This window comes from Streptomyces sp. NPDC033229, assembly GCF_055576875.1.
In genome coordinates this window covers 17,186-32,490 of sequence record NZ_JBVIQR010000003.1, presented here as the reverse complement: position 1 = coordinate 32,490, position 15,305 = coordinate 17,186, and the positions used below count along the sequence as shown (strand labels likewise).

Below are 15,305 nucleotides of genomic sequence, written 5' to 3'. Positions count from 1 at the left end.
AGAACGATGAACACCTCCACCAACCAATACGTCGAAGCGCTGCGGTCGTCCCTGAAGGAAATCGAGCGGCTGCGGCAACAGAACCAACAGCTGGTCGCGGCGGCGGTGGAACCGATCGCGGTCGTCGGCATCGGCTGCCGCTTCCCGGGAGGAGTGGCCTCGCCGGAGGACCTGTGGCGACTCGTCGCCGAGGGCCGCGACGCGATCACGGACTTCCCCACCGACCGTGGCTGGGACCTGGGCACCCTCGCCGGCGGCGGCCCCGGCGGCAGCCTCGCCCAGCAGGGCGGGTTCGTCTACGACGCGGCAGAGTTCGACCCCGGCTTCTTCGGTATCTCCCCCCGCGAGGCGGTGGCGATGGACCCCCAGCAGCGCATGCTGCTGGAGGTGTCCTGGGAGGCGCTGGAGCGGGCCGGCATCGACCCCTCGTCCCTGCGGGAGAGCCAGACAGGTGTGTTCGTCGGCACCACCGGCCAGGACTACAGCACCGTCATCACCGCATCCGACGAGGACGCCGAGCTCTACTCCACCACCGGGCACGCGGCGAGCGTCATCTCCGGGCGGCTGTCCTACACGCTCGGCTGCGAAGGCCCCGCCGTCACCGTCGACACGGGCTGTTCCGCGTCGCTCGTCGCCCTGCACCTCGCCGCGCAGGCACTGCGCGGCGGCGAGTGCTCCCTCGCCCTGGCCGGCGGTGTGACGGTGATGTCGACGCCCGGCGCGTTCGTCTCCTTCACCGCGCAGAACGGCCTGGCCGCCGACGGCCGGTGCAAGTCGTTCTCCGAAGAAGCCGACGGCACGGGCTGGGGCGAGGGCTCCGGCATCCTGATCCTGGAGCGCCTCTCCGACGCCCAGCGCAACGGTCACCCGGTGCTCGCGGTGCTGCGCGGCTCGGCCGTCAACCAGGACGGCGCCTCGAACGGCCTGACCGCCCCCAACGGACCCTCCCAGCAGCGCGTGATCCGCGCCGCCCTGGAGAACGCGCACCTCGCGCCCGCCGACGTGGACGCGGTGGAGGCCCACGGCACCGGCACCAAGCTGGGTGACCCGATCGAGGCCCAGGCCCTCCTGGCCACCTACGGCCAGGACCGGGAACGCCCGCTACTGCTCGGCTCGCTGAAGTCGAACATCGGTCACACCCAGGCCGCTTCGGGCGTCGCCGGTGTGATCAAGATGGTCATGGCGATCCGCAACGGCGTCCTGCCCCGGACGCTGCACCTGACGCAGCGATCGTCGCACGTGGAGTGGTCGGCGGGCTCGGTGGAGCTGCTGACGGAGTCCGTGCAGTGGCCCGACACGGGCCGGGCGCGGCGGGCGGGCATCTCGTCCTTCGGCATCAGCGGCACGAACGCGCACCTCATCCTGGAGCAGGCACCGGCCTCCGAGTCACCGGCCGCCGAAGAGCCGACGGTGACGCCGGGCGTCGTGCCCTGGGTGGTGTCCGGCAGGTCCCGGGCGGCGCTGGACGCGCAACTGGACCGCATCACGACGTTCGCGTCCGACCACCCCGACGCGACGCCGCTCGACGTGGGCCTCTCGCTCGCGGCCGGCCGGTCGGTGTTCGAGTACAGCACGGTGCTGCTGGCCTCCGGTGAAGGCGTCGTCGAGGCCGCCCGCGGGGTGGCCTCGACGGACGAGAGCCTGCTCGCCGTGGTGTTCTCCGGCCAGGGCTCGCAGCGGCTCGGCATGGGCCGTGAGCTGTACGGCCGCTTCCCCGTGTTCGCCGAGGCGTTGGACGCGGTGCTGGCGGAGCTGGACCCGCTCCTGGACCGCCCGCTGCGGGAGGCGATGTGGGGCGACGACGCGGACGAGCTGAACCGGACCGGTTACACGCAGCCCGCGTTGTTCGCGGTCGAGGTGGCGCTGTTCCGGCTGGTGGAGTCCCTCGGGATCACCCCGGACTTCGTGGCCGGTCATTCCATCGGTGAGATCGCCGCGGCGCATGTCGCGGGGGTGTTCTCGCTGGAGGACGCCTGCCGGCTCGTGGCCGCCCGGGGCCGTTTGATGCAGGCGCTGCCCGCTGGTGGTGCGATGGTGGCCGTTCAGGCGACCGAGGCGGAGATACTGCCGCTGCTGACCGACGAGGTGTCGATCGCGGCGGTCAACGGCCCCTCGTCCGTGGTGATCGCGGGGGAGGAGGCGGCGGTCCTCGACCTCGCCGGCCGTCTCGCCGCCGACGGTCGCAAGACGTCACGGCTGTCGGTCTCGCACGCCTTCCACTCGCCGCTGATGGAGCCGATGCTGGACGACTTCCGCACGGTCGTCTCCGGCCTGACGTTCCAGGCGCCGTCGACCCCGGTGGTGTCCAACCTCACGGGCCGCATGGCCACGTCGGAGGAGATCCGCACCCCGGAGTACTGGGTGCGGCACGTCCGGGAGGCCGTGCGCTTCGCCGACGGGGTACGGGCCCTGGTGGCCGAGGGCGTGGGCACCCTGCTGGAGCTCGGCCCGGACGGTGTCTGCTCGGCGATGGCCGCCGAGTCGGTGCCCGAGGGCACCGTGGTGGTTCCCGTCCTGCGCAAGGACCGGCCCGAGGAGACCGCGGCCGTGACGACGCTGGCCCGGCTGCACGTGGGCGGCGTGCGCGTGGACTGGGAGGCGTTCTTCGCCGGCACCGGCGCCCGCCGGGTCGACCTGCCCACCTACCCGTTCCAGAACGAGCGTTTCTGGCCCGCGGGGGTCGGCAACAACACCGGTGACATGCGTGCCGCCGGACTGGCCTCCGCCGGGCACCCCCTGCTCGGTGCCGCGGTGGAACTCGCCAACGGCGAAGGCGCGCTGTTCACCAGCCGCCTGTCGGTCCAGTCGCACCCGTGGCTGGCCGACCACGTCGTCCAGGGCCGGGTGCTGCTGCCCGGCACGGCCTTCGTGGAACTGGCGATCCGCGCCGGTGACGAGGTCGGCTGCGACCGGGTCGAGGAGCTGGCACTGGCCGCCCCGCTGGTGCTGCCCGCACAGGGCGCGATCCAGTTCCAGGTGCGGGTCGGTGTGGCCGACGACGCCGGGCGCCGGACCGTGGGCATGTACTCGCGGGCCGAGGGCGCCCTCGACGCCCCCTGGTCCGCGCACGCGACCGGTGTCCTCGCCCCCGCCACGGGCACGGCCGCAGACGGCTTCGACGCCACCGTGTGGCCGCCGGCCGGCGCCGAGCCGGTCGACCTCGACGGCTGCTACGAACGCCTCTCCGAGATCGGCTTCGACTACGGACCGCTGTTCCGGGGCCTGCGGGCCGCGTGGCGGCGCGGCGACGAGGTGTTCGCCGAAGTGAGCCTGCCCGAGGGCGTGGAGGCCGACGCGGCCGCGTTCGGACTCCACCCCGCGCTGCTCGACGCCGCCCAGCACGCCGCCGCCTTCGGCGACCTCGGCGCGATCAGCCACGGCGGACTGCCGTTCTCCTGGGAGGGCGTGTCGCTGCACGCCTCCGGCGCCTCCGCCGTACGGGCCAGACTGTCCCGCACCGGCGAGGACATGGTGTCGATCGCCGTCGCGGACACCACCGGCCGCCCCGTCGCCTCCGTCGATTCCCTGGTCTCCCGCCGCGTGCCCACCGAGCAGCTGACCGAGGCCGACTCCGTGCGCAGGGACTCCCTGTTCCGCGTGGAATGGTCCGCCGTACGGACCGAGCCCGCGGCGGCCACCGGACCGGTCGCCGTCGTCGGTACCGACACCACAGCCCTGACCGAGGCGCTCCGCGCCACCGGCACCACCACCGACGTGTACGCCGACCTGGACGCCCTGTTCACCGCGGGCACCCCGGTGCCCGACGTCGTGCTCGTCCCCGTGACCGGCGAGCCGGGCGCGGGGCAGGCCGCCGCGACGCACGCCGTGACCGGCTCCGTCCTGAGCCTGGCGCAGCGCTGGCTGACCGACGAACGGTCCGCCGACGCGCGCCTGGTCTTCGTGACCCACGGCGCGGTGGCCGTCGCCGGAGGCGCCCCCACGGACCTCGCCGCGGCCGCCGCCTGGGGCCTGGTGCGCTCCGCGCAGACCGAGAACCCCGGCCGCTTCGGCCTGCTGGACCTCGACACCGCCGCCGCCTCGCTCGCGTCCGTACCGGCCGCGCTGGCCGTCGACGAGCCGCAACTGGCGGTCCGCGACGGACAGCCGCTGGCCGCCCGACTGGCCCGCCTCTCGGTGCCGGACACCGCCCCCGAGGCCGTCTGGGACGCCAACGGGACCGTCCTGCTCACCGGCGGCACCGGCGGCCTGGGCGCCGTGCTGGCCCGTCACCTCGTCACCGACCACGGTGTCCGACGGCTGCTGCTCGTCAGCCGCCGGGGCCTCGCCGCCGCCGGAGCCGAGGACCTGGCCGTCGAGCTCACGGCACAGGGCGCCGACGTGCGCGTCGCCGCCTGCGACGTCTCCGACCGCGCCGCGCTGACCGGGCTGCTGGAGACCATCGACGACGCCCACCCGCTGCGGGCCGTCGTGCACACCGCGGGTGTCGTCGACGACGGTGTCATCGGCTCCCTGACCCCCGAACGCCTGAGTGCCGTACTGCGGCCCAAGGTCGACGCGGTGTGGAACCTGCACGAGCTGACCCGCGATCTGGACCTGACCGCCTTCGCCGTGTTCTCGTCGGTGTCCGCCACCCTGGGCAGCGCGGGACAGGGCAACTACGCGGCGGGCAACGCCTTCCTCGACGCCCTCGCCGCCCACCGCCGCGCCGTGGGCCTGCCGGGCCTGTCCCTGGCCTGGGGCCCCTGGACCCAGTCGGTGGGCATGACGAGCGAGCTGACCGACGTGGACGTCGAGCGCATCGCCCGGCTGGGCATGCCGCCGCTCTCCGTCGAACAGGGTGTGACGCTGTTCGACGCGGCCCTGGCCGGTACGGAGCCGGTGGCACTGCCGGTACGGCTCGACCTGCCGGCGCTGCGCGCCAAGGGCGACATCCCCCCGCTGCTGCGCGGACTCATCCGGGTCCCCACCCGCCGCGCCGTCGCACAGTCCTCCAACGCCGTCGACTCCCTCGTGCAGCGACTCGTCCCCCTCACCGGCGAGGAGCGCCGCGAGGTCCTGCTGGACCTGGTGCGCAGCCAGGTGGCCCTGGTGCTCGGGCACGCCGGCGCGGGCTCCGTCGACGTGGCCCGCCAGTTCCAGGACCTGGGCTTCGACTCCCTGACCGCGGTCGAACTGCGCAACCGCCTGAACACGGCGTCCGGCCTGCGGCTCCCCGCGACGCTCGTCTTCGACTACCCGACGCCGGGGGTCCTCGCCGACTACCTGCTGGACGAGCTGTTCGGCGCCGAGGCGGAGACGGCCGCCCCCGTACCCCTGCGTGCCACGACGCCCGTCGCCGACGACCCGATCGTGATCGTCGGCATGGCGTGCCGGTACCCCGGTGACGTGGGCTCGCCGGAGGACCTGTGGCGGATGGTCACCGAGGGCGCCGACGCGGTATCCGGCTTCCCGACCAACCGCGGCTGGGACATCGACGGTCTGTACGACCCCGACCCGGACCACCCGGGCAGGACCCACGTCCGGCACGGCGGCTTCCTGCACGACGCGGGCGAGTTCGACGCCGAGTTCTTCGGGATGAGCCCGCGTGAGGCCCTCGCCACCGACTCCCAGCAGCGCCTGCTGCTGGAGACGTCGTGGGAGGCCATCGAGCGGTCCGGGATCGACCCGGTGAGCCTGCGCGGCAGCCAGACCGGTGTCTTCGCCGGCGTGATGTACAACGACTACGGCAACGCCCTCACGGGCGAGGAGTTCGAGGGCTTCCGCGGCAACGGCAGCGCGCCGAGCGTCGCCTCCGGCCGCGTGTCCTACACCTTCGGGCTGGAGGGCCCGGCGGTCACGGTCGACACGGCGTGCTCGTCGTCGCTGGTCGCGATGCACTGGGCGGCCCAGGCCCTGCGCGCGGGCGAATGCTCGCTGGCGCTGGCCGGTGGTGTGACGGTCATGTCCACCCCCAACACCTTCGTGGAGTTCTCGCGTCAGCGCGGCCTGGCCGCCGACGGCCGGTGCAAGGCCTTCTCCGACTCGGCCGACGGTGTCGGCTGGTCCGAGGGTGTCGGCATGGTGGTGCTGGAGCGGCTGTCGGACGCCCGGCGCAACGGTCACCAGGTCCTCGCGGTGCTGCGCGGCTCGGCCGTCAACCAGGACGGTGCCTCGAACGGTCTGACCGCCCCGAACGGCCCCTCGCAGCAGCGCGTCATCCGCCAGGCCCTGGCGAGCGGCCACCTGTCGTCGACCGACGTGGACGCCGTCGAGGCGCATGGCACGGGTACGACGCTGGGCGACCCGATCGAAGCCCAGGCACTCCTTGCGACGTACGGTCGGGACCGCGACGAGGAGCGTCCGCTGCTGCTCGGTTCGGTGAAGTCCAACATCGGTCACACGCAGGCCGCGGCCGGTGTCGCCGGTGTCATCAAGATGGTCATGGCCATGCGCCAGGGCATCCTGCCGCGCACGCTGCACGTGACGGAACCCTCGACCCACGTGGAGTGGTCGGCGGGCTCGGTGGAGCTGCTGACCGAGCAGACGGCCTGGCCCGAGGGCCGGGTGCGCCGGGCGGGTGTCTCGTCGTTCGGCATCAGCGGGACGAACGCGCACGTCATCGTCGAGCAGGCACCGTTCACCGACTCGCCGGCCCCGGAGCCGACGGTCGCGCCGGACGTGGTGCCGTGGGTGGTGTCGGGCCGGACCGGCGCGGCACTGGACGCGCAGCTCGACCGGATCACGACGTTCGCGGCCGGGCGCGCCGACATCGCGCCCGTGGACCTGGGCCTTTCCCTGACGGCCTCACGGTCGCTGTTCGGACACCGTGCGGTGTTGCTGTCCTCGGCCGATGGTGTGGTCGAGGTGGCGCGTGGTGTGGCGGTCGATCGTCCGTTGGCAGTGTTGTTCTCGGGTCAGGGTTCGCAGCGGTTGGGGATGGGCCGGGAGCTGTATCAGCGCTTTCCGGTGTTCGCGGAGGCCCTGGACGAGGTGCTGGCGGAGTTGGATCCGCTGTTGGGCGGTTCGCTGCGTGAGGTGATGTGGGGTGACGACGCTGAGGCGTTGAACGAGACGGGTTGCACGCAGCCCGCGTTGTTCGCGGTCGAGGTGGCATTGTTCCGTTTGGTGCGTTCGTGGGGTGTGAAGCCGGACTTCCTGGCGGGTCATTCGATTGGCGAGGTGACGGCCGCGCATGTGGCGGGGGTGTTGTCGCTGCCGGACGCGTGCCGTCTGGTGGCCGCTCGGGGCCGTTTGATGCAGGCGCTGCCTGCGGGCGGCGCGATGGTGGCCGTTCAGGCGACCGAGGCGGAGGTGCTGCCGCTGCTGACCGACGAGGTGTCGATCGCGGCGGTCAACGGCCCTTCCTCGGTGGTCATTTCCGGTGCCGAGGACGCCGTGCTGGAGATAGCGGGCCGTTTGTCGGCGGAGGGTCGTAAGACGTCGCGGTTGTCGGTGTCGCACGCGTTCCATTCGCCGCTGATGGAGCCGATGCTGGACGACTTCCGCGCGGTGGTAGAAGGCCTGAAGTTCGAGGCCCCCGAGGTGCCGGTGGTGTCGAACCTGACCGGAATGGTGGCCACCGCGGAGGAGCTGTGCTCGCCCGAGTACTGGGTGCGGCATGTCCGTGAGGCCGTGCGCTTCGCCGACGGCGTACGGACCCTGGTCGCTGAGGGTGTCGGAACGCTCCTGGAATTGGGTCCGGACGGTGTGCTGTCCGCGATGGCCGCCGAGTCGGTGGCCGAGGAGACCGTGACGGTTCCCGTTCTGCGCAAGGACCGGCCGGAGGAGACCGCGGCCGTCACAGCTCTCGCCAGGCTGCATGTCCAGGGTGTGGCGGTGGACTGGGAGGCGTTCTTCGCCGGGACCGGTGCCCGCCGGGTGGACCTGCCCACGTACGCCTTCCAGCACGAGCGGTTCTGGCCTGCGGGGATGCTGAGCAACCCCGGTGACATGCGGGCCGTGGGACAGGCGTCCCCCGGACACCCGCTGCTCGGCGCCGCCGTGGAACTGGCCGACGGCGAAGGCGCGTTGTTCACCAACCGCCTGTCGGTGCGCTCGCACCCGTGGCTGGCCGACCACGCCGTGATGGGACGCGTGCTCCTTCCGGGCACGGCCTTCGTCGAGCTGGCGATCCGCGCCGGTGACGAGGTCGGCTGCGACCGGATCGAGGACCTGGCGCTCGCCGCGCCGCTCGTCCTGCCCGAGCGGGGCGCGGTCCAGCTCCAGGTGCGGGTCGGCGGGGCCGACGACGCCGGACGCCGGTCCGTGGGCGTGTACTCGCGGACCGAGGGCGCGGTGGACGTCCCGTGGACCCAGCACGCGATGGGTGTGCTGGTTCCGGGGGCCGGTGCCGCCGACGCCGCGTTCGACGCGACGGTGTGGCCGCCGGTGGGCGCCGAGCCGGTGGACCTGGCCGGCTTCTACGAGGCACGGGCCGAAGACGGGTTCGCGTACGGGCCCGAGTTCCAGGGCCTGCGGGCCGCCTGGCTGCGCGACGGTGAGGTGTTCGCCGAGGTCGGGCTGCCCGACGGGGCGCAGGCCGCGGCGGACGCGTTCGGTCTGCACCCGGCGCTGCTCGACGCGGTGCTGCACGCGGGCGGACTGCTCGGCTCGGAGCGGCAAGCGGTGCCCTTCTCGTGGGAGGGCGTGTCGCTGCACGCCTCCGGCGCCTCCGCCGTGCGGGTGAGGCTGTCGCGCGCCGCGGACGGCGCCCTGGCGATCGACATCGCCGACACCTCGGGCGCTCCGGTGGCCACGGTCGACTCGCTGCTGGCCCGGGAGATCTCGGCCGACCAGCTCGCCGAAGCCGACACCCGGGACCGGGACTCCCTCTTCCGCCTGGAGTGGTCCCCGATAGCGGCCGACGTCCCGATCGTGGGACCGGTGGCCGTCGTCGGAGCCGATGTCCTCGGCCTGGCCGAGGCGCTGCGCGCCGCGGACGTCGCTGTCGCGGTGCACGCGGACCTGGGGGCACTCGCGTCCTCGGACGGTCCCGTGCCGGGCGTCGTTCTCGTGCCCGTCGTCGGCGATGCCGACACCACGGTGATCGACGCCACGCACGAGGCGACGACCCTGAACCTGGGACGGCTGCAGCAGTGGTTGGCCGACGAGCGGTTCGGCGGGTCGCGTCTGGTGTTCGTGACGCGGGGCGCCGTGGCCGTGGACGCCGGTGGCGTCGCCGACCTGGCCGCCGCCTCCGTGTGGGGCATGGTGCGCTCGGCGCAGACGGAGAACCCCGGCTGCTTCGGACTGGTCGACCTCGACGCGTCCGCGTCGCCGTCGGCCGAACTGCCGCACGCCCTCGGTACGGACGAGCCGCAGGTGATCGTCCGCGAAGGCGAGATCATGGCGGGCCGGCTGGCCCGTACCGCGTCGAGCGGCGGGCTGGTCCCGCCGGCGGACGGGCCGTGGCGCCTGGGCAGCCGGGCGAAGGGCAGCCTGGACGCCCTCGAACTGGCCCCCTGCCCGGAGGTGCTGGAGCCGCTGACCGGGTGCGACGTGCGGATCCGGGTACGGGCGGCCGGGCTGAACTTCCGTGACGTGCTGAACGCGCTGGACATGTACCCCGGCGATGCCGGAGTCTTCGGCTCCGAGTCCTCCGGCGTCGTCCTCGAGGTCGGCCCCGACGTGACGGGGCTGCGCCCCGGCGACCGTGTCATGGGCGTGGTGGTCGGCGGCTTCGGCTCGCTGGTCGTGGCCGACGAACGGCGTCTGGTGCGCGTGCCCGACGCCTGGTCGTGGGAGACGGCCGCGTCGGTGCCGCTGGTGTTCCTCACCGCGTACTACGGGCTGGTCGAGCTGGCCGGTCTGCGGCGGGGCGAGAAGGTCCTGATCCACGCCGGCGCGGGTGGCGCGGGCATGGCGGCGATCCAGATCGCCCGGCACCTGGGTGCCGAGGTGTTCGCCACCGCGAGCGAGGGCAAGTGGGACGTCCTGCGGTCGCTGGGCGTCGCCGACGATCACATCGCCTCCTCGCGCACCACCGACTTCGAGGCGGCGTTCGCCGCCGTCGCGGGCGACGGCGGTATCGACGTCGTCCTCAACTCCCTGGCGGGGGAGTTCGTGGACGCGTCACTGCGGCTGCTGACTCCCGACGGCCGTTTCATCGAGATGGGCAAGACCGACATCCGGGACGCGGCAGACCTGCGGGGCATCCGCTACGTGTCATTCGACCTGGGATGGGTGGACCCTGCCCACATCCAGCCGATGTGGGACGCCCTCATGGGGCTGTTCGAGGCGGGCGTGCTGCGTCCGCTGCCGGTCAGGACGTGGGACATCCGGCGGGCGCGTGACGCGTTCCGCTACATGAGTCTCGCCAAGCACGTCGGCAAGATCGTGCTGAGCCTGCCCCGCGCCTGGGAGCCGGACGGCACGGTGCTGATCACCGGTGGTACCGGTGGTCTCGCGGCCGAGCTGGCCCGCCATCTGGTCACTGAGCGTTCGGTTCGTCATCTGCTGTTGGTCAGCCGTCGGGGCCCGGAGGCTCCGGGTGCGGCGGAACTGCGTGAGGAGCTGACGGCCCACGGCGCCGAGGTCACCGTCGTCGCGAGTGACATCGCCGACCGTGCCGCTGTGGCCGGTCTGCTCGCCGGGGTCCCGGCCGAGCACCCGCTCACCGCCGTCGTGCACACCGCGGGCGTCCTCGACGACGGGGTCATCGCCTCGCTCACCCCCGAGCGACTCGCCACCGTGCTCCGCCCGAAGGTCGACGCCGCCTGGCACCTCCACGAGCTCACCCGCGACCTGGACCTGGCCGCCTTCGTGACGTTCTCGTCCGTGTCCGGCACGTTCGGTGGCGCGGGACAGGGCAACTACGCGGCGGGCAACGCCTTCCTGGACGCGCTCGCCCACCACCGCGCCGCCCAGGGCCTGCCCACGGTCTCCCTGGCCTGGGGCGCCTGGGCCCAGGGCGCGGGCATGACCAGCACGCTGGACGAGCGCGACATCCGCCGCGCCGCCGACGCGGGCATGCCGCTGCTGTCGGTGGAAGAGGGACTGGCACTGTTCGACGCGGCCCTGGCCACCGGCGAACCCGCCGTGCTCCCGGTACGGCTGGACCTGCCGGTGCTGCGCACGCGCGGCGAGGCCCCCGCGCTGCTGCGCGGCCTGATCCGCGACCGCTCCCGGCGCACCGCGGTGGCCGGGCCCGCCGCCACGGCGGACCTGCCGCAGCGGCTGAGCAGGCTGGAGCGGGCCGAACGGCTCGAAGCCCTGCTGGATCTCGTACGCGCCCAGGCGGCCCTGGTGCTCGGCCACGCGAGCGGTGACGACGTCGACCCGGAGCGGGCGTTCCGCGACCTCGGCTTCGACTCCCTCACGGCCGTCGAGCTGCGCAACAAGCTGAACACCGCGACCGGGCTGCGGCTGCCCGCCACCATGGTCTTCGACTACCCCACCGTCGGGGTGCTGGTGGACCACTTGCTGGAGGAGCTGACGGGCCCGGACACCGAGCCGGCCGCCGTGGAGCCCACGCGAGCGGCCACCCTGTCCGACGACCCGGTCGTGGTCGTCGGCATGAGCTGCCGTTACCCCGGCGGGGTCAGCTCCCCCGAGGACCTGTGGCGGCTCGTCTCCGAGGGCGGCCACGCGATGTCCGGCTTCCCGACCAACCGCGGCTGGGACCTCGACTCCCTCTACGACCCCGACCCGGAGCGGACGGGGACCGTGTACACCCGGTCCGGTGGGTTCCTGCACGACGCGGGCGAGTTCGACCCCGGCTTCTTCGGGATGAGCCCGCGCGAGGCGATGGCCACGGACATCCAGCAGCGGCTGCTGCTGGAACTCTCCTGGGAGGCCGTCGAGCGGGCCGGCATCGACCCGGCGACGCTGCGCGGCAGCCAGACCGGTGTCTTCGCCGGTGCCATGCACAACGGTTACGGCGCGACGCTGACGGGCGAGGAGTTCGAGGGCTTCCGCGGCAACGGCAGCGCCCTGAGCGTGGCCTCCGGCCGCATCTCGTACACCTTCGGTTTCGAGGGCCCGGCGGTCACGGTGGACACGGCGTGCTCGTCGTCGCTGGTGGCCATGCACCTGGCCGCGCAGGCCCTGCGCAGCGGCGAGTGCACGCTCGCGGTGGCCGGTGGTGTGACGGTGATGTCGACCCCCGAGACGTTCGTGGAGTTCGCCCGCCAGCGTGGCCTCGCACCCGACGGCCTGTCCAAGGCCTTCTCGGACTCGGCCGACGGTGTCGGCTGGTCCGAAGGTGCGGGCATGGTCGTGCTGGAGCGGCTCTCCGACGCCCGGCGCAACGGACACCCCGTGCTCGCCGTGCTGCGCGGCTCGGCCGTCAACCAGGACGGCGCGTCCAACGGTCTGACCGCCCCGAACGGACCCTCGCAGCAACGGGTGATCCGCCGGGCCCTGGCCAGTGGCGGTCTGTCCCCGGCCGATGTCGACGCCGTCGAGGCGCACGGCACCGGCACCAAGCTGGGCGACCCGATCGAGGCGCAGGCACTCCTTGCGACCTACGGCCGGGACCGTGACGCGGACAGCCCGCTGTGGCTCGGCTCGGTGAAGTCGAACCTCGGTCACTCCCAGGCCGCGGCCGGTGTGGCCGGCGTCATCAAGATGGTGATGGCGATGCGGCACGGCGTGCTGCCGCGCACCCTGCACGTCACCGAGCCCTCGACGCACATCGACTGGTCGGCGGGCGCGGTGGAACTGCTCACCGAGCCGGTCGAGTGGCCCGACTCCGGCCGTGCGCGACGCGCGGGCGTGTCGTCGTTCGGCATCAGCGGCACCAACGCGCACCTGATCCTGGAGCAGCCCCCGACCGTCGGCGAAGGCGAAGCTGGCGCCGACGCCGCCGCTCCCGATGCCGCCGCGACGGGCACCGGCCTCGTGCCGTGGGTGCTGTCGGGCAAGTCGCCGGAGGCACTGCGCGGCCAGGCGGCACGCCTGCTGTCACACGTCCAGGCGCTCTCCGCGCCGCGCGCGGGCGATGTGGCCTTCTCCCTCGCCACCGGGCGCACGCGCTTCGAACACCGGGCCGTCGTCCTGGCCGGTGACTTGACGGACGCGGTACGGGCACTGGCGGCGCTGGCCGTCGGCGAGCCCGACGCCGCGACGATCAGCGGCTCGGTCGCGGGCGGCAAGCTCGCGTTCCTCTTCTCCGGGCAGGGCAGCCAGCGAATCGGCATGGGCCGGGAGCTCTACGAGCGCTTCCCCGTCTTCGCCGAGGCCCTGGACACCGTCCTGGCGGAGCTGGAGCCGCTGGTGGAGGGCTCGCTGCGTGAGGTGATGTGGGGTGACGACGCCGGTCCGCTGAACGAGACCGGTCACACCCAGCCCGCGTTGTTCGCGGTCGAGGTGGCGCTGTTCCGGCTGGTGAGCTCGTGGGGGGTGCGGCCGGACTTCCTGGCCGGGCACTCCATCGGCGAGCTGGCCGCGGCCCACGCCGCGGGAGTGCTGTCCCTGCCGGACGCGTGCCGCCTGGTGGCCGCGCGCGGCCGGCTGATGCAGGCGCTGCCCGCGGGCGGTGCGATGGTGGCCGTCCAGGCCACCGAGGCCGAGGTGCTGCCGCTGCTGACCGACACGGTGTCGATCGCCGCGGTCAACGGACCCTCGTCCGTGGTGATCGCCGGTGACGAGACCGCGGTGCTGGACCTCGCGGGCCGCCTCGCGGCCGAAGGCCGCAAGACCTCGCGGCTGTCGGTGTCGCACGCCTTCCACTCGCCGCTGATGGAGCCGATGCTGGAGGACTTCCGGGCGGTGGTCGACAGCCTGTCGTTCGCCGACCCCGACGTCCCGGTCGTCTCCAACCTCACGGGAAGGCCCGCCACTTCGCAGGAGCTGCGCTCCCCGGACTACTGGGTGCGGCACGTCCGGGAAACAGTCCGCTTCGCCGACGGCGTGCGGACGCTCGCCGACCACGGCGTGACGACCTTCCTCGAACTGGGCCCGGACGGTGTGCTCTCCGCCATGGCCCAGGAGTCCCTGTCCGACCAGGCCGCGACCGTGGTGCCCGTACTGCGCGGGAACCGGCCCGAGGAAGCGGCCGCGCTCACCGCACTGGCCCGCGCGCACACCGCCGGGGTCCCGGTGGACTGGGCCGGGTTCTTCGCCGGGACGGGTGCCCGCCGGGTGGAGCTGCCGACGTACGCGTTCCAGCGGCAGTGGTTCTGGCCGACCGGCTCGGCCGGGGCGGCGAACGCGGCCGCCGTCGGCCTCACCTCGGTCGGCCACCCGCTGCTCAACGGCGCGGTGGAGCTGGCGGACGGCGAAGGGGTGCTGTTCACCGGCCGCCTGTCGCTCCAGTCGCACCCGTGGCTGGCCGATCACGCGGTGCTGGGCCGTGTCCTGCTGCCGGGCACGGCCCTGCTGGAACTGGCGATCCGCGCCGGTGACGAGGTGGACTGCGACCGGGTGGAGGAACTGACCCTGGCCGCCCCGCTCGTGCTGCCGGAACACGGCGCCGTACAGGTACAGCTTCGCGTCGGCGTCGCCGACGACACCGGCCGCCGTACCGTCACCGTCCACTCCCGGCCCGAGGGCGCCGACGAGCAGGCCTGGTCGCAGCACGCCTCGGGTGTGCTCGCCGGTGGCGCGCAGCCGGCCGGCACGGACTTCGACGCCGTGGTGTGGCCGCCGACGGGCGCCGAGCCGCTCGATGTGACGGGCTGCTACGAGCGGTTCGCCGAGATCGGCTTCGCGTACGGCCCGGTGTTCCGGGGCCTGCGGGCCGCGTGGCGGCGCGGCGACGAGGTGTTCGCCGAGGTGGCACTGTCCGACGACGTCCAGGCGGACGCCGCCGCGTACGGTCTGCACCCCGCTCTGCTGGACGCGGCCCTGCACGCCTCCCTGCTCGCCGGTGACGGCGGCGAGGGCGGGCTGCCGTTCTCGTGGGAAGGCGTCACGCTGCACGCCACCGGTGCGTCGGCGCTGCGGGTGCGACTCTCCCGGACCGGTGCGGACGCGGTGGCCATCGCCGTGGCCGACACCTCCGGAGAGCCGGTCGCCTCGGTGGACTCGCTGCTCGTACGGGCCGTTTCCGGCGAGCAGTTGAGCGATGCCGCGGCCCTGAGCCGCAACGCGCTGTTCCGGCCCGACTGGGTTCCCGTGCGGGCCGATGCCGCGGCCGACCGGCCGACGGCCGTGGTCGGACCGGATGTCCTCGGCCTGGCCGAGGCACTCACGGCGACCGGAACGGACGTCGCGACACACCCCGATCTGGCGTCGCTGGTGGCATCCGACGCCCCGGTACCCGGTGTGGTGCTGGTGGGCGTCGCCGGGCGCGCGGACACCGGTCCGGTGGCCGCCGCGCACGAGATGACCGCGGAGGTCCTGGGCCGGTTGCAGGAGTGGCTGGCCGAGGAGAGGCTCGTCGGCTCGCGCCTGGTGTTCGTGACCCGCGGCGCGGTCGGCGG

The 15,305-nt window shown here is 73.5% G+C and carries 1 protein-coding gene (cut by a window edge); it reads left to right on the top strand.

Translation table 11 applies throughout. From position 1 onward, the window contains the following. Window positions 1-6: 6 nt before the first annotated feature. Window positions 7-15,305: the start of an SDR family NAD(P)-dependent oxidoreductase gene (locus ACZ53N_RS03930; protein ID WP_469139387.1), read on the top strand. It continues 17,029 nt past the right edge of the window; only the first 15,299 of its 32,328 coding nucleotides appear in the window; its start codon is at window positions 7-9; the stop codon falls past the right edge of the window.